Genomic DNA, 25462 nt, shown 5'->3' on the forward strand with positions numbered 1-25462 from the left:
ATGGCTTTAGCCTGGTTTCAATTGCCGTCTGCTTCAGCTGACAGACTAAAGGGAGATTTATTTTTATTGGCTTTAGCCAAATTTCTTCTTGGAAAGCTCTTTTTAGCTATCTTCTCCAATTGGGCTAAAGACATTGGAGAAAAGTGTTCGCGGAAGTGTTAAAATAAAATTCGGTCCGGTTTGTTTTTAAGTTTTTAAAATAGTGGTTTTGTGTTGTAATATTCTATGTAGTAGCATGCCATATATGACAGTATTTAGGCAGACAACCAAATTGAATAAGGTAAGCAACCTGTAAGAAAAGGGTAGGCAACAATAAAAGGGACTTTCAGGCAAGTTTTATAAAACTTGCCTGAAAGTCCCTTTTATTGCTATTTATAACCAAACTGATTTTAGAATCACTTTTCTATACGTATGCGGGCATCTACTGCAAACAAACCCCTATCTGTTGCAAGCAGCGGATTTATATCCATTTCTTTAATCTCACTGGCAAAACGAAGAAGGGTGGAAAGACGTACTATTATATCAGCATACAATTGTTCATCTATACCTTTCTGTCCGCGTGTACCTTTAATAATAGGATAACCCCGCAAAGAACGGATCATTGAGAATGTTTCGTCGTACGATAACGGAGACAAACCATAAGAAACATCCTGAAGGACTTCAACAAAAATACCTCCTAAACCACATAAGACAACGTGCCCGAAACGATCTTCATATTTCGCACCCAGAAATAACTCCTGCCCTTTCAGCATCGGTTGAATCATTATTGCTTCTACCCCCGGCAAGCGCATCATACGTTCATATTCAAACAATAAATGCTCCTCACAACGAACGTTCAACGCCACTCCTCCAATGTCGCTTTTATGGACAGGTCCAACTACTTTTGCCACCACCGGATACTTGACTTTCTTGGCAAAAGCGATCAATTCGTCTTTATCAGTAGATGTAAACTCTTCTACCAAAGGAATATTTGCAGCACATAGCAACATACGAACCTCTTCAGGTTTGAGATACCCACTCCCCGGCAACCGGTCTATAATACGGCGGACTTCGGGAACATCAACACCATATAACTGAATGTCCGTACTAGCAGGCTTCGGCGTATTTATCACGCGTGAAAGAGCTGTTCCCAATGTTACTTCATCCGAGAAATTAACATGTCCTTTCTTAACAAAACTCTTTACCTCGGGACCTGCTGTTACAATTGAGGGCAAAACAGGGAAAATAGGCTTCTTGCATTCCTCCATTTTCTTATGCAACACTTCATATGTATCATATAATTTAACCAAACCGGGACTACCGAAAATAACCATTATCAAATCAATATTCTCAAACTTATTTTCGCAATAGTCGATAGCTGTCGCCAAATGCTCAGGCGTTCCGGTTCCTATTATATCGATCGGATTGCCAACTGCTGCACCCGGATATAGTTTTGATTTCAACTCATTAGCTACAGGGCCTTCCAGATTCGGAACATTCAAACGGCCTTTAGATAAAGCATCCGCAAGCATTACTGCCGGACCACCGGCATGAGTTACAATAGCACAATTTTTGCCTTTTACATCCTTTAAGGTAAAGATACTAGCCACTGTAGTCAATTCTTCACGACTGAAACAACGAACAATACCTGCCTTACGGAATAAAGCCTCAACAGCCGAATCTGAACTGGCAATTGCTCCTGTATGAGAAGAAGCCGCACGCTTACCGGATTCGGTACTACCAGCTTTAATAGCAGCAATCTTACAACCTTTACGTATCAAAGAAGATGCGTGGTACAACAATTTATCGGGTTGCTTGATCTGTTCTATGTAAAGCATTTTTATTTTAGAATCGAACACCGGATCAAAATTACGATCCATATATTCCAGTATCTCCTCTACTCCGTTCTGTTTGGAATTGCCAACCGACCAAACGGAAGAAAAACGAAGTCCTTTTGTCAATGCAGATTCAATAATAAACAAAGCCGTACCACCCGAACTGGAAATAAAATCTACACCATCCTGATGAAACTCCGGTATCGGCTGAGTGAATACACCATGATAATTCATATTCATCAATCCGATACAATTGGGTCCGATCAAAGCTGCATTCGCTTCTTCTACAATATCCAGCATACGTTGTTCCAGAATTGCACCTTCATGCGTTTCCTCCCCAAAACCGGCCGATATTACAATAAAGGCTTTTACGCCTTTCTCCCTGGTCAATACTTCCATTACGTCCGGGCACGATTTACCTGGTATGGAAATAATAGCCAACTCTGTATCCGGTATATCATGTACAGACGGATATGACTTCACTCCCTGTACATCGGTCTCTTTTGCATTTACAACGTACAAGTCTCCTTTATATTTACCATCCAACAAATTACGTACTAAACGGCCACCCGGCTTATGTACATTGTTGGAACCTCCCACCACTACGATGCTTTGAGGATTAATTAGCTCTCGGTTAATCATAACATTTTGATTAAAATAGATTCAGCGAACGGGAACAAATATAGTTTTTTTATCGACTTTTTCGCCAAATTCGGATAATTTATTTACACTTTGCACATTCAGCAAGCAACCAGTTACACCAGTTATCCATTCCGTCTCCTTGCAGAGCAGAAACTTCGAATATCTGTAAATGATGATTTACCTTCAAGGCATTTTCTTTTAATTCGGCTACACTTGTATTCAGATAAGGAGCCAGATCTATCTTATTAATAACACAAACTTCCGCCTCGGCAAATATATGCGGATATTTCAGCGGTTTATCGTCACCTTCGGTTGTACTGACAATCACCACTTTTCTGGCTTCTCCCAGATCAAACATCGCAGGACAAACCAAATTGCCGACATTCTCAACGAACAAGACCGATCCTTCCACCGGATTAAGATGTTTTACCGCATGATTTACCATAGACGCTTCCAAATGACAACCCGTTCCTGTATTTACCTGGAAAACGGGAACATCCAACGCCGATATCCGGTCGGCATCATTAGAAGTCTGCTGGTCTCCTTCTATTACATATATAGATTGCTTACCTTTAAGCCGTCGGATCGTTTCTTCCAGCAGGGTTGTTTTACCAGAACCGGGCGAACTCATCAAGTTCAGTACAAAAAGTCTTTTGGCTTCAAAATAGCCTCTGTTTCGTTCCGCCAGAAGATTATTGCGCTGAAGAATATCCTGTTCCAGATTTATAACAGCTACTTCTTCATGGTGGTGTCCATGTTCATGTGAATGATGATGCTCTCCGCATCCGCAAGTTCCACACATACGCTTTGTTTTTTATAGTTTGAATTCCTTTTCTATTTAATAACAATCGACTTTATACGAAGCTCTTTTCCGTGCAGGATATTTATCAGCCACGAACCGCAATGGGGGCAAGAAGCATATAGAGCACTAGTAGGAAATCGTGTTCCACACTCGCCGCAACAAGCCTCGCCATCTATATAATGGCGCACTATACGGGCTTTGTCAAGCATAGTGCCTTTCACAGCACTTTCAAGAGCAAATTCCAGCGTTTGCAATTCTACACCAGCAAGACACCCAATCTCCAACTCCAGCTCTTCTATCGCCGAAGCCTGCCTCTCGCGGGCCTTTTCTTCTGCAAGTTCTACAATACTCTGCGCTATTGATAATTCATGCATATACAAATGTAAACGGAATATCCGTATTAAACTCTATTTATATAACAAATATTGTTCAAGGATTGTTAAGGCGCTTTGCTGCCGCAACCGTTAATTGTCCTGCCGCCACGCCACTATCGTTACACGGAATACGCGAAGGTATATATAAAGGTATATCCACATCGGCAAACATGCGTTGCAACGTCTCCGTAAGAAATTTATTCTGAAAACATCCGCCGGATATTACCACTTTCCGTGCACCCGTGAGGTTTAATAGTTGTTCGGCCTTCTGTCTGATCACAGCAGCCAGTGTAAGATGGAAACGGGCAGAAATCACTCCGACAGAAACACCGTCTGCCTTATCCTTTATAACCGATTCCAAAACAGAGCGAAAAGAGACAGTTTCACCTCTCTTCCCGTCAACAGGATAGAGTATCTGCCTTGCATCCATAATGGTTTGCTCCAACAGAATGGGTGCTTCGGCCTGCCGTGTTGCCACATCACAGACTCCCAACAAAGAAGCCACAGCATCAAACAACCGGCCAGCACTGGAGGTATAAGGCGTATTCACCTTCTTTTCCATCATCTTCTGCAACATTCCGATCTTCTCTTTTCCGATCCGTTCTTCAAATGCAGCCGGAACCGGCAGTCCATAATGCCATAGATAAGCAACCGCCATGCGCCACGGCTCCACAGAAGCCTTATCTCCGCCCGGTAGAGGAACGGGCTCAAAGTATGACAAACGCGTATATTCCATACGGTCGCAGAGAAAAAACTCACCGCCCCAAACCGTACCATCATCACCCAGCCCGGTACCATCCATTACGATGGCTATAACAGGCTCGTGCAAACCATGTTCCAGCATACAAGCAACAGCATGTGCATGGTGATGTTGCACCTTCAGCAAAGGAAGTTGTTCCTCCTGAGCCAGGCGGGCAGCTTCGCGTGAAGAAAGATAATCGGGATGAAGGTCGCAAACCAGATAGTCGGGTATAAAGCGGAACAGATGCCGGAAACGATTCAGCGATTCGCAATAAAAAGCATACGTCTCCCAGTTCTTCAAATCGCCGATATACTGGCTCTGCAAAACGGTATCGCCTTTTCCCAAAGCAAACGTATTCACCTTCTCGGCACCGAATGCCAAAATCCCCTCCACCGGCATATCCGCAAAGAAAGGCTCCGGTACATATCCGCGCGAACGGCGTATCAGGCAAGGCTGCGTGCCACAAACCTGCACTACAGAATCGTCTACCCGATTATGTATATCCCGGTTATGATGGAGTATAAGGGACACTTCAGACTGCAATTGCCTTTCGGCCTCTTCGGGAGTAATAAGGATGGGGACTTCACTCAGGTTGCCACTCGTCATCACTAATACCGGAGTTTGCAGGCAGTCGAACCAGTCATAATGCACAGGCATATATGGAAGCATGCAGCCCAACGTGCGCATACCTGGATTCAGAGCTGCCGGCAAAGACGGTTGTTGCAGCTTTTGTTTCAGCAAAACAATAGGCCGACGCCACGACGCCAGGCAGTCTTCTTCTGCCGCATTTACTTCGGCATACCCATGTACTGCTTTCATGTCCCGGAACATCACAGCAAACGGTTTGCTGTCACGCTGCTTTATCACCCGAAGGTGTTGCACGGCTCGTTCGTTCAAGGCATCACATACCAGATGATAACCGCCTATACCCTTCACGGCAATCACTTCGCCACCGGCAATTAAACGGGCAGTCAGTTTCAGCAAAAAAGAATAATCCGCATACCTTTGTCCTTTGTAAATTGCATAATAAGATGGTCCGCAATGATTGCAAGCTATCGGCTGCGCATGAAAACGACGGTCGGCTACATCTTCATACTCCGTCCGGCAAACAGGGCACATAGGAAAGACAGACATCGTAGTCTGTTGCCTGTCATAAGGCAAATCGCGAATGATAGAAAAGCGAGGGCCGCAATGTGTACAGTTAACAAACGGATACCGAATGCGCGCAGCCTGCAACCCGCGGTCTTTCAAACAGTCGGAGCAAACAGCAATATCCGGAGAAACTTGCGTAACCCTGTCGGAATCTGAACGGCTTGGCAAAATACGGAAATCCGTAAAAACAGTATCTTCTTCCGGTTCTTCACTTTCTATAATCTGATGAATGAAAGCAACTGGTGGATGCTCTTTCCAAATACGCTCAATAAAAACAGCCTTCCGGCCAGAAGGAAAACAAGCGCGGATATAAACACCGTCCGTACGGTTGTCTACCTCGCCCTTTATCCCCATCTCCGTAGCCAGGTGATAGATAAACGGACGGAAGCCGACCCCTTGCACCTGTCCGCGGACAACCAAACCAGTTATCTTTGCTTTCTTCATAAACACAAAGATAACCTATTTTCGTATTAATATCACCAGCTTTACACCTCTCCCACCGGAAACTTAAAACGTTTGCCTATTATCGATCAACATACGCAACCTACTTACCGATATATTTGTTACATTTGAAAGCGCGAAGAAAGTTAACAAAAATCATTTCAATATGTGTTTAGCAGTACCAGGCAAAATAATAAGCATTGACCAGCGTATTGAAGATTTGGCCATGGCAAAGGTAGATTTCGGAGGAATAATCAAAAATATCTGCATTCAATGGGTCGATGTAGCCGAAGGCGATTATATCCTGGCACATGCCGGAATGGCTATTTCCGTAGTAGACTCCCAAGAAGCGGAACAAACGCTGGCCGACCTGAAACAACTTACCATCGACTGCTGAGTAATACAGTATAGTATGAAATACGCCGACGAATATAAAGACAAACAACAAGTACAAGCCCTGGTTCATGCCATCCGCAAAACAGTGACACGTCCTTGGCACATCATGGAAATATGCGGCGGACAAACGTACGCCATAGCCCGCTATCGTCTGGAAGAAATGCTGCCGCCGGAAATACGGCTGCTTCACGGACCAGGCTGCCCCGTATGCGTCACACCTGTCGAAACGATAGACCGGGCATTATATATAGCCAGCCAACCCAATGTCATTCTGGCTTCCTTCGGAGATATGATGCGCGTTCCCGGAAGTAAAGAAGATTTATTACAAATAAAGGCCAAAGGAGCAGACATTCGCATGCTCTACTCTCCGTTGGATGCAGTCACGTTAGCCGCAGAGAACCCGGACAAAGAAGTCGTATTCTTCGCTATCGGTTTCGAAACAACAACACCCATACACCTGATGGCTCTGAAGGAGGCTATCAGACGGAAATTGGACAATTTCTCCCTGCTCACCTCCCTGTTTACCGTACCGCCGGCAATTGAAACAATTCTTTCAGACAAAGATTGCAAGGTAGACGGATTCCTTACAGCCGGCCATGTATGCGCCATTACAGGAAACAGCACCTACCATCGGCTATCCGAACAATATAAAACGCCAATGGTTGTGACAGGCTTCGAGCCTGTCGATCTTCTATACGGCATCTACCGGTGCCTCTGTCAGCTGGAGGCAGGTATCTATAAGTCGGAGAACGCTTATAAACGAGCCGTTCCCGAAGAAGGAAACCTCCAGGCTCGTGCCCTGATGGACGAAATGCTCAAACCATGTGATCAGGAATGGCGCGGAATAGGGATTATCCCGAATAGTGGGAGGCAACTCAGGCAAGAGCTGAAAAAGTATTCCTCCCGGGAGAAATTCAGATTTCATCCGAAGGAAATCCGGTTTCCGTCCGCATGCATTGCCGGAGAGATTATGAGAGGAAAGAAACAACCGGGCGACTGCCCCCATTTCGGAACGGCCTGTCATCCGGAACACCCTATAGGTGCACCGATGGTTTCGTCGGAAGGCGTTTGTGCCGCTTACTACATGAATAAGAAGTAGTCATTCTGACTACTTAAATAAAAGAAAAGAATATGGAACTAAATTGCCCGATTCCCTTTACCGATTCAGACTGTGTTCTACTGGCACACGGAGGTGGAGGAAGAATGACGCACCAGCTTATCAGCCGTATTTTCTATCCGGCTTTTCGCAATCCGTTGCTGGAGCAAGATCACGACGGTTGTGTCTTTCCTGTTTCAGCCGGAAGGATGGCTTATTCTACCGACTCATTCGTGGTTGATCCGATCTTTTTTCCCGGAGGAAACATCGGCGACCTGGCTGTGAACGGTACGGTAAACGATCTGGCTTGCTGTGGCGCCAAGCCGCTTTATCTCACGGCCGGATTCATACTGGAAGAAGGATTAAAACTGAATGACCTGGAACGCATCGTACAATCTATGAAAAAAGCGGCCGACCGTGCCGGAATACAAATCGTTGCCGGCGATACCAAAGTAGTAGAACGAGGCAAATGCGACAAACTATTTATCAATACCAGCGGCATAGGGATTGTGCCGGCAGGCATACACATTGCACCTTCACAGGTACAAGAAGGCGATGTGGTTATATGCAGCGGGGCCATAGGAGTACACGGCATAACGATTCTTTCCGCCCGCGAAAGCCTTGGCTTCGAAACAAACCTGAAAAGCGATACCGTTTCTCTAAACAATATGCTTTCAGAATTGTTAACATCTATAGAGGAAGTACATGTTTTACGCGACCCTACACGAGGAGGCGTAAGCGGAACTTTAAATGAAATTGCCCAGGCTGCCAACGCAGAGATTATCCTTGACGAAACATCCCTGCCTATTCCCGAAGAAGTACGCGCCGCTTCCGACATTTTGGGGCTAGACCCGCTTTATATAGCCAATGAAGGGCTCGTATTAATTATTTTACCGGAGAAGGATGCCCAAACAGCATTATCCGTCATGCATCGTTTTGACGAAGGAAGAAAAGCAACTGTCATAGGGCGCATATCTTCAAAAGGAAAAGCGCTCGTCAGGATGAAAACCATTTACGGTAATTACCGTATTGTTGATATGCTGAGCGGCGAACAGCTTCCCCGGATTTGTTGATGATGAAAGCATAAACTATTAACAAGAATAAGTTATGGAAAAGAAACGACCTACCGTTTATGAGGAATGCCGCCAGAAAGGGATTTCCCGGAGGGATTTTCTAAAGTTCTGCACCACAATGGCTGCACTTATGGGACTCGAATCCACAGGCGTTGCACAGGTAGTACATGCTTTGGAAACCAAACCGCGGCTTCCTATCATCTGGCTTCATTTGCAGGAATGCACCTGTTGTACCGAATCATTCATCCGGGCGGCACATCCGATTGTTGCCACTTTGCTACTCGACAAGATATCACTTGACTATACAGAAACCCTCATGGCTGCAGCCGGCGAACAGGCAGAAGCAGCAAAAGAGGAAACAATGAAAAAATATCACGGACAATATCTTCTTATGGTGGAAGGATCCATTCCTACCAAAAACGAAGCCTATTGCTGTGTAGGCGGTAAGAGTGCCATGCAAATCACACAAGAAGCCGCAGAAGGAGCCAAAGCCATTATTGCCTGGGGCAACTGCGCTTCGGCAGGTTGTGTACAAGCAGCCAACCCGAACCCGACAGGGGCAAAAGGCATTCACCGTGTGATCAAAGGCAAACCTATTATTAATGTACAGGGTTGCCCTCCTATCGCCGATGTTATGGCAGGTGTAATCGTTTACATGCTCACTTTCGAACGTATGCCTCAGCTGGACGGCCTGGGACGTCCGAAGATGTTTTACTCCAGACGCGTACACGACACGTGTTATCGCCGTGCCAATTTCGATGCAGGCTTGTTTGTTGAAAGTTTCGACGACGAGAATGCCAAACACGGTTACTGCCTGTATAAAGTAGGATGCAAAGGGCCAAGCACCTATAACTCCTGCGGTATTATCAAATGGAACGAAGGCACCAGCTATCCGATACAAAGCGGACATCCATGTATAGGCTGCAGTGAAGAGAACTTCTGGGACAACAGCCCGTTCTACAAACGTATGCCAGACATACATGGTTTCGGCATAGAAGCAACTGCCGACCAGATTGGTCTTGCCCTGGGGGCGGCAACCGCCGCCGGTATTGCAGTTCATGCCGTAGCAACTAATATCCGAAAGAAAAAGCTTATCGACAACGACGAGCCGGAAAGCAAATCCACCATCTAAATCCGAAATACCATGTCAGAAAGAGTAGTTATAGACCCTATTACCCGTATAGAAGGACACCTGCGGGTAGAAGTAGAAATAGAAGGCGGCAAAATTAAAGACGCCTTCAGTTCCGGCACGATGGTGCGTGGAATAGAAAATATTGTACGCGACCGCGATCCCCGCGATGCCTGGGTATTTGTAGGACGCGTATGCGGTGTTTGTACATCCATTCACTCGTTATGTTCAGTAAGAGCTGTAGAAAATGCACTAAACATATCCGTTCCGCCCAATGCCGAAATGGTTCGCAATATAATGCAAGCCGTATTATTCATGCACGACCACACGGTGCACTTCTACCAGCTTCATGCACTGGACTGGGTGGATGTGGTTTCGGCTTTAAAAGCAGATCCCAAGGCGGCGGCACTCATGGCACAACAGCTCTCTCCCTGGGCTAAGAATACGGAAGGCTATTTTACCGAGACCCAAAACAAGCTGAAGAAGTTTGTTGCCAGCGGACAACTGGGCATCTTTGCCAATGGTTATTGGGGACATCCGGCCTATAAGCTGACACCGGAACAAAACCTGATTGCCACCGTTCATTATCTGGACGCACTGGAATGGCAAAAAGAGGTTGTGAAAGTACATGCCGTATTCGGAGGTAAGAATCCGCACCCCAACTTCCTGGTAGGCGGAATGCCCTGCAGCATCGATATGAATGAAGCCAATTCTATTAACTCAGACCGTCTTTCTCTTGTAAAGCAAAAGCTGCAACAGGCAAAAGAGTTCATAGACCAGGTGTATATCCCAGACCTGATGATGATTGCCAACGTATATAAAGACGAATGGACGAAGATAGGCGGAGGAGTGCGAAATTATCTGTCATACGGTGATTTCCCCTTACATGGTTACGACAGTGTAGACCATTATTTCCTGCCTCGTGGAGTTGTATTGGATCGCGACCTCAGCAAGGTTCATCCTATCGACGCCAATTCATCCGAAGAGATACAAGAGTTCATTTACCATTCATGGTACAATTATACACAAGGCAACAAAGCCGGTTTGCATCCCTACGAAGGCGAAACAAACCTGAACTACACAGGTCCTAAACCTCCATATAAGTTGCTGGATGTAGAAGATAAATACAGTTGGATTAAAACTCCACGTTGGAAAGGCCAGCCGATGGAAGTAGGTCCGTTAGCCCGCATGATCGTTGCTTACGCGGCGGGTAAAGAACCGCAGAAAACGGCTATCGACAATGCCCTGCAACAATTAGGCCTGCCTCCGGAAGCCCTTTTCTCCACACTGGGAAGAACTGCAGCACGCGGTTTGGAAACCCAATTGGTTGCCAACTGGGCACTCAAGTTTTTCGATCAACTGATGAAGAACCTTGAAAATGGAGACTCCCGTATGGCGAACCCCATCATGTGGGAGAATGAAAACTGGCCGAAGCAGGCAAAAGGCGTAGGCCTTACCGAAGCTCCACGTGGCGCGCTGGCCCACTTTGTTGTCATAGAAAACAATCGGGTAAAGAACTACCAGATGGTGGTACCAACCACCTGGAATGCTTCTCCGCGAGATGAGAACGGCGTACTTTCTGCTTATGAATCGTCGCTACTGGGAACGCCGATGCACAATCCGAACCAACCGCTGGAAATCCTCCGTACCATACATTCCTTCGATCCGTGCCTGGCTTGCGCCGTGCATTTATACGATGAAGAAGGAAAATACGTACATCAAATAGATACTTTCTAAACCGAAGATTTATGAAAAGCAGAAAGAGACGATTGAGAGAGGTATATGTATGGGAACTTCCCGTACGTATATACCATTGGGTAAATGCGCTATGTATCGTGATACTCTGCATCACCGGCTTTATCATCGCCGATCCCCCAGCCATATTGAACCCTTCGGAGGCTTATTTCAGCTATTGGTTCGGAGTGGTCAGGTTTATCCATTTCGTAACGGCATTTGTTTTCTTCTTCAACTTCGTCTTCCGCCTTTACTGGGGATTTGCAGGAAACCGCTATGCGCGCTGGAACAACTTTATCCCGCTACGCAAATCCCAATGGAAAGAATTAGTGGAAGTCATCAAAGTAGATATCCTGATGGTAAAGAATAAACCGGTAGACAGTATTGGCCATAACACACTGGCCAGTGTCATCTACTTCGGTACCTTTTGGGCGTTCTTGTTACAAAGCATCACCGGGTTCGGATTATATGCAAAGATGAGCCAGTCCGTATTTCCGCAACTGTTTGCATGGACTATTCCTTTGATGGGCGGCGACCTGATGGCGCGACAGATACACCACTTCCTGATGTGGTTCTTCATCCTCTTCGCCATCGTACATATCTATCTGGTATTTTACCATGATTATATCGAACGGCGTGGCGAGGCCTCTTCTATTATCGGAGGCTGGAAATTCATAGAAGAAGATATTGCCAACAAGGAAGAAGTAACCGAAACGGCAGAAAAACTGACCGAAATTGCGCGTAAGGAATGAACGAAACGAATCACCACCAGAGAAATACACTTATACTGGGTGTCGGCAACCTGCTTCTCAAAGACGAAGGTGTCGGCATCCATACTATCCGGGCCTTGGAAAAAGAGACACTTCCATCTCACGTCCGTTTAATGGACGGAGGAACAGGCGGACTGCATTTGCTTTCGTGGCTGGACGGCTACGACCCTATTATCATGATAGATGCTACCCTGGACAATAATCCGCCGGGTACCGTACGGCTGATACGTCCGCGCTTTGCCACCGACTTCCCTCCGCTAATGAGTGCCCACGAAATAGGCCTGCGCGATATGATTGAGGCGATGATACTGACAGGCAAATTACCTGAAATACATCTTATCGTCATCTCCGTAGGAAGCATCAACGAAGTAAACATGGAACTAACACCGGAGGTGGAGGCAGCCATACCCTACGTGGTGCAGACAGTGAAGGGGTTAGTGTGCCACAGCAGGCTCCCACATCCATCTCCCTAGGTAGGGAGGTTATTTCTCCCTAGGTAAGGAGAAAACTTCTCCCTAGATAGGGAGGACTTTACCCCCTAGGTAGGGAGACATATCAAACAGGAGAAGGCTAGAGCCTCCCATATGTTCGTACGGAAAGGTAAAACAGGCATTATTTCAAGACATAGTATAGCATAGCCGCAACGGCAGCCCCCGCGATAGGAGCCAACACCGGAATCCAGGCATAGCCCCAATGGCTGCTGCCTTTGCCCTTGACAGGAAGAATTGCATGCATGATACGTGGCGCCAAGTCTCGTGCCGGATTGATGGCATAGCCTGTAGGCCCTCCTAAAGAAAGACCTATCACCCATACGGTAAATGCTACAGGTATGGCACCGACAGAACCCAGCCCGATGGGAAGCGTGCTATTGCTATCGTAAGTCAACTGGCCATCCGTAATATAGAAGACAACAAACATCAGGGCGAATGTGCCCACAGCTTCGGTGAAGAAATTAATAGCCGGATGGTTGATCTCGGCATTCGTACAGAATACTCCCAATTTGGCATCCTGGTCTTCCGTTGCATCAAAATGATCTTTATAGACTAACCAGACTAGCAGAGCACCAGCTGCAGCTCCCAGCATCTGTGCAATAATATAAGAGCAGACATCACACCACGGGAACGTACCGCCAATGGCTAACCCGATAGACACCGCCGGGTTCAAATGCGCCCCACTATACGGGCCGGCTACAACAACTCCGATAAACACTCCCAAAGCCCAGGCTGTGGTAATAGCCATCCAACCGGCTCCGTGGCCTTTCGTCTTAGACAATACAACATTTGCCACAACACCTCCTCCCATCAGGATAAGAAGCATCGTTCCGATAAATTCGGCTATAAATGGAGACATGGTATTCTAATTTAAGTATTAATATTGCAGATTAGTCAACAGCCCATTGCTGCGAGCGGCCAACGGCCTTATGCCATTCGGCCAGTTGTTGCCTGGCAACTTCCTCTTTCATTTGAGCGCTGAATACTTTGTCCAGGCACCATTGTTCTTTCAGTTCGTCTACATCTTTCCAATAGTTCACAGCTAATCCCGCCAGATAAGCAGCGCCGAGAGCTGTTGTTTCCAATACTTGCGGACGCACTACCGGACAACGGGATATATCGGCCTGAAACTGCATCAGGAAGTTATTTGCTATAGCTCCGCCATCGACACGGATCTCTTTTGGTTTTGCATGTATATCGTTTTCCATTGCAGTAAGCACGTCATACACCTGGTAGCAGATACCTTCAAGAGCTGCACGGGTAAGATGTGCAGCCGTCGTTCCGCGCGTTATTCCGATAATAGCGCCCCGGGCATACTGGTCCCAATAGGGAGCACCTAATCCAGTAAGTGCCGGAACAAAGTAAACACCTCCGTTATCAGACACCGATTTAGCCATTTGCTCCGTAATAGAAGCGTTTGGTATCAGCCCTATTCCATCACGCAGCCACTGTACGACTGCACCGCCGACAAACACGCTTCCTTCCAGGGCATACGTTACTTTGTCCCCCAATTTCCACGCAATGGTAGTCAATAGGTTATTCTGCGACAAAACGGGCTTGTCTCCTGTATTGACAATCATAAAACAACCTGTACCGTAAGTCGTCTTTATCATGCCTTCTTCCACACAAAGCTGTCCGAAAAGTGCAGCCTGCTGATCGCCGGCCATGCCCGAAACAGGGATGCCCTTCTTGAATAAAGGCAAAGAAGCCTCACAGTACACTTCGCTGCATCCCACCACACGAGGCAGCATGGAAGCCGGTATAGTAAACAGGTCTAATAGTTCTTTGTCCCATTCCTGGGTACGGATATTAAACAACATGGTTCTGGATGCATTCGTAATATCCGTAATAAATTTTTCGCCACGGGTCAGCTTCCATACCAACCAGGTATCTACTGTCCCGAAGCATAGTTCCCCGCGTTCGGCGCGTTCGCGGACACCTTTCACATTATCTAAAACCCACTTTATTTTAGTTGCCGAGAAATAGGCATCTATAACCAAGCCCGTTTTCTGCTGAATACGTTCGGCGTAGCCTTGCGATTTCAACTCTTCACAATAATCGGCCGTACGCCTGTCTTGCCAGACAATAGCATTATATACGGGGAAACCTGTTTCCCTGTCCCATATGATTGTGGTCTCGCGTTGGTTTGCAATACCTATGCAAGCGATATGTGTATCCGTCACGTCCGCTTTAGCCATTACTTCCTTAATAACAGACGATTGTGTATACCATATTTCATTCGGATCATGTTCCACCCAACCGGGCTTCGGAAAATATTGCTGAAACGCCTTCTGAGCTAAAGTAATAATTGATCCCTGATGGTTGAACAGTATGGCACGTGAAGTTGTAGTCCCCTGATCTAAAGCCAGTACATATTTGTTTTTGAAATTCATATCTTTATATTCTATAAGATTGTTCTGTTTGTCTTTTACTAATTCAGTATATAATTAGAAGCCACTTTATTGAAAGCTTCCAATTGCTTTTCCTGCCAATTTATATCTTTTCCGCGTTCTCTGGCTAAAATGGAAGCTACCTGTGGTGCCATTGCCATAGCAGCACGTGCATCCATAAAAAGGATGCGCAAACGGCGCGCCAACACATCTTCCAGCGTACGTGGCATTTCATTACGAATAAGCCAAACCACTTCTCCCACTGTATAATCATAATCAGGATGCAGCTTCTCTCCCATCTCCGGGGAAGATTGGCTTAATTGTTTTATTTCTTCGGCATCAGAGCCATATACGTAGAGAGGATCGGTAAAATCGGGTGAAGGTTTGGAACCGTGAATGGCAAATGTTTCCGTCTTGCAGTCACGCGTAGGCACGTGCATATACCGGATTGCCAAATCTAATGTATCCTGAGCCATTTTCCGGTAAGTAGTCCATTTCCCGCCGATTATTGTTATCAGGCCCGACTTTTCACGTATCAATTTATGGCTGCGAGATATTTCTTTTGTCTTGGTACCCTCACTACGGGGTGCGGCCAACGGGCGAAGGCCTGCAAAGACAGATAAAACGTCGCTCCGTTTCGGAGCTTTCGTCAAATATTTCCCTGCTGTTTCTAAAATGAATTGTACTTCTTGTTCCAAAGCAACCGGTTCATCTACCGGACAATCCATTAACGTGTCGGTTGTCCCTACCACCACTTTGTTATGCCAGGGGACGGCAAAAAGCACACGGCCGTCGGAAGTTTTAGGTATCATTACCGCACAGTCGCTTTCCAGGAAGGAAGAATCCAGAACCAAATGTACGCCCTGGCTGGGACGAACCGTGCGGCGTTTTCCCGGTTCATTCATCTGCAAAATATCATCAGCAAACACACCGGTTGCATTAATTACGCTATGTGCTTTTACATTATATACAGTATCACATTCAAGGTCGCGTACAACAACTCCCGAGACTTTATTGCCTTCTTTCAACAGATCAGTCACCTTCATATAATTAAGTACACACCCCCCGCCGTCTACAGCCGAACGAACCAGGTTCATTGCCAAACGGGAATCATCAAACTGTCCGTCATGATAGATCACTCCGGCTGTCATTCCTTTAGAAACTAATCTGGGAATAGTCTGCAAAGCACGTTTCGGGCCTATACATATGGAACGTCCCAAACTTAGTTTGCCGGCCATAAGGTCATAAAGAATCAGGCCGATCGTATAAAACGGTCCTTCCCACCAATGATAACAAGGAATAAGGAATGTCTGGTCTTTAACCAAATGGGGAGCATTATTACGAAGCAAGCCCCTTTCGCGTAAGGCTTCAAGCACTAAAGATACATCTCCCTGGGCAAGATATCTTACACCGCCATGAACCAATTTGGTACTCCGGCTGGATGTCCCTTTTGTAAAATCGTTCTGTTCAAACAAAGCAACACTATATCCACGCGTAACTGCATCCACAGCTATACCTAATCCGGTAGCGCCACCACCAATAACTACAAAGTCAAATACTTTTTCTTTGTCCGCTAATTGCGATATTACAGATTCCCGCTTCATGTGTCCTCCCTGTTTTTAAGATTAACCTCCCAAATCTAACAATAATTTCCGGAAATAGTTTCATTTACAGGGAGTATTTTAAAAGGTTTTATTAAAGAGATGCCAATGATACCAAAAATTCAAAAAGAAACAGGACCATTTTTATATCTATCTGCCTAGCAACCGAATAATTATTTTATTCAAACATTTTATCAATACCTCCTACGTCTGTCGGTGTATGTTTGGATTCCTCCGAACCGGACGAATTACACGGATTAGAAAATTGTTCAGGTACTTCAAATGAGTCATCCTGCGTATAACCTAATGTTTTGTCTGCATATACTTTCTGCATATATAAACCGTATATAGGCAAAGCCATACTAGCACCTTGTCCTTCTGCCAAACGGTCGAAATGAATGGAACGATCTTCGCCCCCAACCCAACAGCCCGAAACCAAACTTGGTGTGAATCCAAGGAACCAACCATCAGAATTATTTTGTGTTGTACCTGTCTTTCCTCCCATTGGAGCAGTAATACCGTAGCGGAAACGAACACGGCCACCGGTACCTCCATCTATCACACTTCTCAACATATACAACATCTTATAAGAAGCATCTTCAGTCAGCACCTCACTCATTTGAGGGGCAAAATTAGCGATCGTATTACCGTACGGATCTTCTATACGAGTCACATACAACGGTTCCACACGAATTCCTTTATTAGCAAATGCCGTATAAGCACTGACCATTTCTCCTACCGACACATCCGGCGTACCCAGACATACCGAAATTACCGGATCTATATAGTTCTTCAAACCGAACGAATGCAACAAACGGACAAATGTATAAGGAGAAAGCTGACTCATCAGATAAGCCGTTACCCAGTTATCCGAGTTTTGCAAGCCCCATTGAATAGATACCATTTCGCCAATTCGTTTAGCACTGGCATTGCGCGGAATCCATAAACGTCCGTTTTCATCCATCAGTTGTTGTTGCACATGTAACATTTCGTCGCAAGGGCTGAAACCTTCTATCATAGCTAATGAATAAAGGAACGGTTTAATTGTTGATCCTACCTGACGGCGTCCGCCATTTACCATATCATACTGGAAATCATTGTAATCTATTCCGCCCACATAAGCCTTAACCTGACCGGTACGCGGGTCCATAGACATAAAAGCAGAACGAAGAAAGCTCTTGTGATAACGGATTGAATCCCAAGGTGACATAATCGTATCAATAGGACCATTCCAGCTAAACACACGCATTTCAACCGGTTTTTTAAATTCTTTCCGCATCTCTGTCTCGTTCATACCACTTTTCTTCATCGCCCTGTAACGGTCTGTCTGATGCATTGCACGCATCAACATTGTATCGACCTGCCCCGTAGATACATCACGAGAAAACGGGGCATAACTACGCCCCTTTTTTTCTTTAAAGAAGCTGGGTTGTAATGTTTGTCCTACATGTTCACGCACAGCATCCTCCGCATATTGCTGCATACGCGAATCGATTGTTGTATAGATCTTTAATCCGTCGGTATAAATATTATAATGACTGCCGTCAGTCTTCTTATTCTTATTACACCAGCCATATAACGGATTAGTAGCCCATGACAAAGAATCTTCTGCATATTTTTGCATTTGCCATGAAGCATAATCACTCCTGTCCGGTTTTTTAGCAGTCAATGTCAGACGAAGATATTCGCGGAAGTAAGGAGCCAGACCATCCTTATGGTCCATACGGGTAAAATGAACAGTAAGGGGTAATTGTTTTAGAGAGTCGCATTCCGCTTTCGTAATATATCCGGCCTTTACCATCTGTTCTAATACCGTATTCCGACGTCCCAATGTACGTTTATTGTGGCGTACGGGGTTAAAATAAGACGGATTTTTGCACATACCTACCAAAGTGGCAGCTTCCTCTATTTTCAGCGTTTTTGGTGTCTTTCCAAAATAAACGCGTGCCGCAGATTGGATGCCAACTGCATTATACAGAAAGTCAAATTTATTCAGATACATATTTATGATCTCTTCCTTCGTATAATTTTTCTCCAACTGAACAGCAATTACCCATTCAATCGGTTTCTGAAAAAGACGTTCCATAATATTGTCGGCACTCGGAGAAAACAACTGCTTTGCCAATTGTTGTGTAATGGTGCTACCGCCTCCACCACTTTTTTGCATCAACAAACCGCGTTTTACAATAGCGCGGAACAAGCCTTGGGCATCAATACCGCTATGTTCTGTAAAACGTATATCTTCGGTAGCTATCAATGCTCTTACTAAGTCCGGTGAAAGGTCTTCATAGTTCACATATATACGGTTGTCTTTGCTATGGGCATAACTACCTAAAGTTTTTCCGTCGGAAGAGATAATTTGTGAAGCATATTTGTCAATCGGATTCTCCAGTTGCTCAACAGGAGGCATATAACCTATTGAACCGTTCGATATTGCAACAAACACCAATGCAACCGCACCTAGTGCAATTAGATACAGGACCCAGAATGAAATAATTATACGTTTTGTTATTTTCGAAGCCATAAACCTTGGATTAATTGAGAATTGATAATCAGAATACTGTTTGCACAAAATTCATTATTATCAATCCGCTATCATCAATTATTTAGTTCGCAAAGGTAATAAAAAACTATTACAACAACATGATAACGCCGAGACTGATAAGACCAATAAATATCCAGAGTATTACTCCTTGCACCATCGGACGGATACCGACATTCTTAATTACTCTCCGGGATAATCCTGCACCGATCAAGAATAATGTAACCGTCAATCCTTTCTTGGCCAGCCAAACCAAAGCTCCGCTCACTTCCTGGGGAATCGACAAATAAGTATTGGCAATCATTGCCAGAATAAAGAAAAAGATAAACCAAGGGATCGTGATTTTTGCACCTTTTTGTTTAAACAGAAACATGGTAACAATTGTCATCGGAATAATCCATAAAGCACGAGTTAGCTTAACCATCGTAGCTATTTCCAAGGCTTTTTCACCATAAGCAGCACCAGCCCCAACAACAGAGCTGGTATCATGTATTGCAATAGCAGCCCACATACCAAATTGCTCTTGTGTCATTCCCAACAAATGGCCGATTGGAGGAAATATAAACAATGCTATCGCATTTAAGATAAAAATAGTACCAAGCGACATACTCATTTCATTATCATTCGCCTTTATAACCGGAGCAACAGCAGCAATAGCACTACCTCCGCAAATAGCTGTTCCGGCAGAAACCAAGTAAGCCGTTTTTCTGTCCATCATCAAACGTTTACCCAGATACATGCCCAATATCAGAACCGATGCAACAGATACAATCGTAAATACCATACCTTCTTTACCCGTTTGCAATGACTCATGCAGATTCATTCCAAACCCTAAGCCAACAACGGAAAACTGTAATAAATATTTAGATGTTTTCTTACTGAATACCGGAAATGGCTGCCCTGCCGTCATTCCAAAAGCCAATCCCATAAACAAGGCGATTGCAGGAGATATAAACGGCATTAAACATAAAATAAAAAGAAGGATAAAAAACGGCTTATTATACTTGCCAGGTAGATACTTGAGAGTATTCATCATTTTCTTATTAATTATTACTTTCAATTGTGGCACAAAGGTATTACAAATGAGCACACTCTACCAAATAACAATAATGAATAGAAAATAACCTGAAGTTATAACAATTATTTTTAAGTCTGATTTTCCGGTTTATAAAACAAAGGGATGTATAAATCGCAAAAAGGACAGATGTGTTTTTTAGCAGGTTTACAACAAATTGAAATCAAGCCATTTCTGTTTACCAACTTGAATTCCTAAATTTGCAATCACAAAAGACTTTCGGAAAAATATACGTTAATACAGAATTATAAACTTGATACTTATAAGATATGACAGAAAAAGAAAAGATGTTGGCTGGAGAACCTTATGACTGTGGTGATACAGAATTAATCAACAGATGGCATTTGGCTAAACAGTTACAGAAAGAATATAATAACACTCCGTCCGACAATACGGAAAGACTCTCTGCTTTATTAGATGAACTAATCGGTTCTAGAGGGAGAAACGTATGGATTGCAGCTCCTTTCTTTGTAGATTACGGGGAAAACATACACATAGGGAACAACGTGGAAATAAATATGAACTGCGTATTTTTAGACTGCAACACCATAACTATCGGAGACTTTTCCGGGATTGGTCCAGGAGTGCATATTTACACGGTCTTTCATCCCACCGCACCGCATGAACGAATTGGAGAAAACAGTAGTTTTTGGAAATCACTCACCGCACCCGTCCACATCGGAAAAAACGTTTGGATTGGTGGAGGAAGCATTATTTTGCCAGGTGTAAGCATAGGAGACGGTACGACAATCGGAGCCGGGAGTGTTGTTACAAAATCTATCCCTGCTAATTGTATCGCTGTGGGAAAATCATGCGAGGTTATAAAAAAAATATTATAAAGGCCCGGACACGAAGAACAAAAATGATCAGTATCTTTTTTCCAAATCATCGGGATCATTTTATAAAAAGATCGAGATCATTTCCGACAAACTAGCAATAACGTTCCACGTAACGTATAAAACTTTCCTCCAATCCGCTATTCTGTCCCAAAGGTTCTACAAAAGAAAACATCCGTTCTGCTTTAAAACCATCTATGTCTATTACTTTAAGAGAGCCGGACATTAACTCGCGTGTAACTGCACGAACAGATAAAATACCTAATGCATCAGAATTTTCAAGAAATAATTTGATACTTTCCGTACTTCCTAATTGCATTAATACATTCAGTTGTGAAAGCTTGATTTGATGAGTAGTCAAGGCCGTTTCCAACACTTCTAAAGTACCTGATCCGTTTTCACGCAACACAAGCGGCAACGAACGCAGTTGTTCAAGAGTAAGTTCATCAAAATGAGCAAATTTACTACCCGTATGGGTAACAACAACCAATTCGTCTTTCATAAAAGGACTATAATGCAATGTATTCTGGCGTGTGCTTCCCTCTACCATCCCCAATGTGATTTTACCTTCCCAAAGAGCTTGCTCTATATTGCGGCTATTTCCGTTCAGAAGAGATACACGAATATCAGGAAACTTCTTTATAAAAGAAGATAATATAGGAGGCAATACATATTGCGAGATAGTAGTGCTAGCACCTAAGCGAAGTTCTCCTGAAAAATTATTGGTAAGCAGATTCATTTCAAAATCCAGTTGACGGTAAGCTGATAAAAGAAGATTTGTATGCGACAGCAATAACTCTCCTGCCCTCGTCAATTTGATACGGCTCCCTACACGTTCAAATAACGGCGTCTTATATTGTACTTCCAACTCATGGATATGTTTGCTTATGGCAGGCTGACTTATATACAACTCGCGTGATGCTTTAGTAAAACTCAAATTACATGCTACGCTATGAAAAACTTTAAGGCGAAAATCCATGACTTGTTTCGTTTTAAATAAACTTATTAATACAAAGATATGCGTTTATTTATATACATTTGTAAGGCAAAACAAAGAAAGATTATGGCAAAGAGCAAGAAAAAAATATTTATAGTATCTGCAGTAGTTTTAATTACTCTCTTTTTTATATTACCCACCATCGGATTCGGCGTACTAAAATGGGGGGTTCTCCCTCCCGAAAAACTAACACCTCTGGTAATACAAAAAACAAATGAATTCCTCGACGCACATCTGGAATGCGAAAAAGTAGAACTTACTTATTTTGAGACCTATCCTCATTTGGGCATCCGACTCACCAATGGACGGCTAATTTCTCATCTAGGTGAAGACTCCACTATGCACAAAGAGAGTCTGCATATACCATCGGATTCATTATTAAGTTTCCACAACGCAACCATATCATTGCGTCCGACCGATTATTTATTTGGTGGAAAAATAACAATAGGTGAAGTAATCATAGACAATCCGCGTTTTTACGGATTTGTTAATAAAGCTGGTAGAACAAACTGGGATATATATCATAACGAAAATGATAGCACATCTACAGACAACGACAACAAAAAGTCTTTGCCTCCTATAGATTTACAAAAAGTACGCATATCAAACGGACATTTCACATACGATGACCGACAACAAGACGTATTTACGGAAATAAAAGGATTCTTCCTTAATATAGATGGTTCACTAACCAAAGGAGAAAACACACTGGACATAGAAACAGGAACATCTTCTATTTTATTCCGCAGCCAGGCTTATACACTACAAAATAAACTTGCGTTGAAACTGAAAAGCAGATTACAACTCGGCAACAACTACAATACTATTACACTGAAAAATGCTGAATTATTAATCAACTCTCTTCCTTTTACCGCTGATGGATCAATTATCACAATACCGGATAGCAAACGTATGCGTATCGATATGGATATGGGATTAAAAATCTCTGACATGAACGACCTGCTTAAATTCATACCCGATGCTTATTTCCAAAATAGGGAAAAAATGCAGGCAAAAGGAAGTATTATTCTGGATGGAAATATTCATGGAGAATTTGGAGACAGCATAACTCCCTCAGTCAATTTATGTTGCAAAATAAATGACGGCTCTTATCACATAAGCGGAATAAAACAGGGAATAGACTCTATACAAATGGATCTGGATATTCATTTGAACGGACAATATCCGGATTCCTCTTACATATCTCTGGAAGAATTAACCGTAAAAGGTCAGAACACGTCTTTCAATATGAATGGAAAAGTAACCAATGTGTTCAAAAACCCGGCAATCAATACCCAAATAAAAGGGCAGGTTGATTTTACACATTTGGCAAAAGAATTTCTAAATCCTGACACCTTATTACTTGAGGGAAAACTGGAAGCTGATCTGAAAGCAATATTTACTGTAAACGATATATTAAACAGCCGGTATGGGAAAGTACAAGCCGCCGGTATTTTAAACATTGACCATTTTAAAGCATTCAGCAAACCTTTAGACATGGATATGTATATTGTCGGTACCCGTTTCTTTATAGGTTCGACAAAAAATGAAAGCAAATATCTGAATAAAAAAGGATTGTTGAATGCCACTTTGGCAATCGATACAATGAATATAACATATAAAGACGATATAAATACAAAGATCAGGCAATTAGAAATGCAGGCAAACACGACTCCGGTTATTGATACCACTGCTGTAATACCTTTAGTTGCCGGTATAAAATTCGATCACTTAAGCAGTCGTTTACCTGACTCCGTATGGGTTATTGCAGGACACACATCTTTGCAAGGGGGTATGAAAGCATCTGCAACAAACAAACGGATTCCAACAATAGCTGCAACAATTAATGTCGATACATTAAAATACTTCATGTCACCTATACGAACCGGAGCAATTCTAACTGGCAGTCAATTCAATATTGAAGCTTTACCTTATCGTGAAGCGGCTCAGCAGAGAAGGTTACGGTCTGGCAACTCTCAACAAGTTGTACGTAAACGCACCAAAACCACTTCACAAGCAAAACAAGATTCTCTGGACTATACAAATAAACTATTACGAAAATGGGAAGCACGCGGAAACGTCAGCTTCAAGCAATTACGGGCATTCAGCCACCTTTTTCCTGTTCCGATGCATATGGAACAAACAAGTGTAAAATTCGACACAAATACAGCTACTCTTACAGATGCCCGTCTGCATCTGGGAAAAAGCGATTTGAAATTAAGCGGAGAAATAAATCATATTCGCCAGGCAATGCTCCGTGGTAGAAAATTAACAGGGAATTTCAATCTCACATCAGACTATATAGATTGCAACCAGTTAATGAAAGCTCTGAACAATGGCATGCAATATGCCGAGCAACACCCTGTATCTTCCGAGTTAACAGCACTTAGCAACGGTACTATAACCAATATGAACACACAAGATATACAAGCGACCGTAACCGATGCAGAAACCGATTCAACCGATCAGTTATTCATACTTCCGGCAAATATAGATGTTACACTTCATACCAACGCAAAGCGCATCGATTTCAAAGACCTGGCATTGGAAAATGTACAAGGAGAAGTTATTTTGCGAGATCAAAGCGTTAATTTGAGCAATTTAAATATGCACTCAAACATGGGATGTGGAACACTGACCATGGTATATACAGCAAAAAACAAACAAGGTGCCACCGCAGGCTTTGATCTTGATCTGGAACAAATCCAGGTGGAAAAACTAATAAGTCTCTACCCTGCCATTGATACATTAGTTCCAATGCTCCGCTCGTTTGAAGGCGTTGTGGATTGCCAAGTTACGGCTACCTGCAAAATAGACTCTACAATGTCTGTTATTTTGCCTTCTTTGAATTCGGCCTGTTATTTGCATGGAAAAAACATGGTATTACTAGATGGTGAGACATTTACCGAAATATCAAAAACACTTATGTTTAAGAACAAAAAGCGTAATATGATAGATAGTATTTCCGTAGATCTCGCCATACATGATGATAAAATAGAAGTATTCCCTTTTTTAGTAGAAATGGACCGTTACAAAGTGGCTGTTGGCGGAACACACAATCTGGATATGACATTCGATTATCATATCTCAGTACTAAAATCCCCCGTACCATTCAAGCTGGGTATCGATATCAAAGGAAACCTGGATGATTTCAAATACAAAATCGTAAAATGCAAATATAAAGACTTCTTAAAACCAGCAAAACAAGCAGAACTGGATAGTACAAGAACTAATATACGGCATAATATACGTGAAGCTATACGGAAACAAATAAAAGAGGCTGCACCGGAATTAGCGGGCAGCCTTGTAGCAGAACACGTTTCGACACATATACATGCAAAAGCAGAAGAATTGGCCGAATAGCC

19 protein-coding genes are annotated in these 25462 nt (G+C 43.6%); 9 read left to right on the plus strand and 10 right to left on the minus strand.

Going from position 1 to position 25462, the window contains the following annotated elements; genetic code table 11:
- Positions 1-395 precede the first annotated feature (395 nt).
- From C4S38_RS09110 to hypF, 4 genes are all read right to left on the minus strand, one after another.
- The gene (locus C4S38_RS09110) at positions 396-2456 is read right to left on the minus strand and encodes an acetate--CoA ligase family protein (RefSeq protein ID WP_103983482.1); all 2061 of its coding nucleotides are present in this window, start codon (positions 2454-2456) and stop codon (positions 396-398) included.
- Between the two features lie 79 nt (positions 2457-2535).
- Positions 2536-3258 (minus strand): hydrogenase nickel incorporation protein HypB, encoded by a 723-nt coding sequence (gene hypB, locus C4S38_RS09115; protein ID WP_103983483.1) that lies wholly within the window; start codon positions 3256-3258, stop codon positions 2536-2538.
- A gap of 32 nt (positions 3259-3290) precedes the next feature.
- Positions 3291-3632, minus strand: a complete 342-nt coding sequence (hypA, locus tag C4S38_RS09120; protein ID WP_099463146.1) for a hydrogenase maturation nickel metallochaperone HypA — start codon at positions 3630-3632, stop codon at positions 3291-3293.
- A 55-nt stretch (positions 3633-3687) separates the two neighbouring features.
- Complete coding sequence (hypF, locus tag C4S38_RS09125) at positions 3688-5970, minus strand: carbamoyltransferase HypF (protein ID WP_103983484.1); 2283 nt, start codon at positions 5968-5970, stop codon at positions 3688-3690.
- Positions 5971-6133: 163 nt separating this feature from the next.
- Here hypF and C4S38_RS09130 point away from each other — a divergent pair, with 163 nt between their 5' ends.
- The 7 genes from C4S38_RS09130 to C4S38_RS09160 are packed head-to-tail and all read left to right on the plus strand — an operon-like array spanning position 6134 to position 12638.
- Positions 6134-6364 carry a HypC/HybG/HupF family hydrogenase formation chaperone gene (locus tag C4S38_RS09130; protein ID WP_099463148.1) on the plus strand — a complete coding sequence of 77 codons (231 nt, stop codon included), beginning with the start codon at positions 6134-6136 and terminating at the stop codon, positions 6362-6364.
- Between the two features lie 15 nt (positions 6365-6379).
- Positions 6380-7462 carry a hydrogenase formation protein HypD gene (gene hypD, locus C4S38_RS09135; protein ID WP_103983485.1) on the plus strand — a complete coding sequence of 361 codons (1083 nt, stop codon included), beginning with the start codon at positions 6380-6382 and terminating at the stop codon, positions 7460-7462.
- Between the two features lie 32 nt (positions 7463-7494).
- Positions 7495-8532 (plus strand): hydrogenase expression/formation protein HypE, encoded by a 1038-nt coding sequence (gene hypE / locus C4S38_RS09140; protein WP_103983486.1) that lies wholly within the window; start codon positions 7495-7497, stop codon positions 8530-8532.
- A 34-nt stretch (positions 8533-8566) separates the two neighbouring features.
- Complete coding sequence (locus C4S38_RS09145; protein ID WP_099463151.1) at positions 8567-9664, plus strand: hydrogenase small subunit; 1098 nt, start codon at positions 8567-8569, stop codon at positions 9662-9664.
- Between the two features lie 12 nt (positions 9665-9676).
- A complete protein-coding gene (locus tag C4S38_RS09150; RefSeq protein WP_103983487.1) occupies positions 9677-11398 on the plus strand; it encodes a nickel-dependent hydrogenase large subunit in 1722 nt (573 codons plus the stop codon).
- An 11-nt stretch (positions 11399-11409) separates the two neighbouring features.
- A complete protein-coding gene (gene cybH, locus C4S38_RS09155; RefSeq protein ID WP_099463153.1) occupies positions 11410-12147 on the plus strand; it encodes a Ni/Fe-hydrogenase, b-type cytochrome subunit in 738 nt (245 codons plus the stop codon).
- On the plus strand, positions 12144-12638 hold the full coding sequence (locus tag C4S38_RS09160) for a HyaD/HybD family hydrogenase maturation endopeptidase (protein ID WP_103983488.1): 495 nt from the start codon (positions 12144-12146) through the stop codon (positions 12636-12638). The genes cybH and C4S38_RS09160 overlap by 4 nt, the downstream gene beginning before the upstream one ends.
- 139 nt (positions 12639-12777) lie before the next feature.
- Here the strand turns inward: C4S38_RS09160 and C4S38_RS09165 are convergent, their stop codons facing one another.
- The 5 genes from C4S38_RS09165 to C4S38_RS09185 all read right to left on the minus strand — a co-directional run bounded on the left by C4S38_RS09165 (position 12778) and on the right by C4S38_RS09185 (position 20225).
- Complete coding sequence (locus tag C4S38_RS09165; protein WP_099463155.1) at positions 12778-13515, minus strand: MIP/aquaporin family protein; 738 nt, start codon at positions 13513-13515, stop codon at positions 12778-12780.
- A gap of 31 nt (positions 13516-13546) precedes the next feature.
- Positions 13547-15049 carry a glycerol kinase GlpK gene (glpK, locus tag C4S38_RS09170; protein ID WP_103983489.1) on the minus strand — a complete coding sequence of 501 codons (1503 nt, stop codon included), beginning with the start codon at positions 15047-15049 and terminating at the stop codon, positions 13547-13549.
- 38 nt (positions 15050-15087) lie between these two features.
- The gene (locus tag C4S38_RS09175) at positions 15088-16650 is read right to left on the minus strand and encodes a glycerol-3-phosphate dehydrogenase/oxidase (RefSeq protein ID WP_103983490.1); all 1563 of its coding nucleotides are present in this window, start codon (positions 16648-16650) and stop codon (positions 15088-15090) included.
- A gap of 175 nt (positions 16651-16825) precedes the next feature.
- A complete protein-coding gene (locus C4S38_RS09180) occupies positions 16826-19171 on the minus strand; it encodes a transglycosylase domain-containing protein (protein WP_103983491.1) in 2346 nt (781 codons plus the stop codon).
- 109 nt (positions 19172-19280) lie between these two features.
- The gene (locus C4S38_RS09185; RefSeq protein WP_394340845.1) at positions 19281-20225 is read right to left on the minus strand and encodes a YeiH family protein; all 945 of its coding nucleotides are present in this window, start codon (positions 20223-20225) and stop codon (positions 19281-19283) included.
- A gap of 308 nt (positions 20226-20533) precedes the next feature.
- Here C4S38_RS09185 and C4S38_RS09190 point away from each other — a divergent pair, with 308 nt between their 5' ends.
- Entirely contained in the window at positions 20534-21103 is a 570-nt protein-coding gene (locus C4S38_RS09190; protein WP_234999334.1) for a sugar O-acetyltransferase, read from the plus strand.
- Between the two features lie 91 nt (positions 21104-21194).
- On the opposite strand, the gene C4S38_RS09195 is transcribed toward C4S38_RS09190, so the two are convergent.
- Complete coding sequence (locus C4S38_RS09195) at positions 21195-22079, minus strand: LysR family transcriptional regulator (RefSeq protein WP_103983492.1); 885 nt, start codon at positions 22077-22079, stop codon at positions 21195-21197.
- Positions 22080-22163: 84 nt separating this feature from the next.
- On the opposite strand from C4S38_RS09195, the gene C4S38_RS09200 reads away from it, so the two are divergent.
- On the plus strand, positions 22164-25460 hold the full coding sequence (locus tag C4S38_RS09200) for an AsmA-like C-terminal region-containing protein (RefSeq protein WP_103983493.1): 3297 nt from the start codon (positions 22164-22166) through the stop codon (positions 25458-25460).
- The last annotated feature ends 2 nt before the right edge of the window (positions 25461-25462 follow it).

This window comes from Parabacteroides chinchillae (genome assembly GCF_900108035.1).
Lineage (GTDB): Bacteria > Bacteroidota > Bacteroidia > Bacteroidales > Tannerellaceae > Parabacteroides > Parabacteroides chinchillae.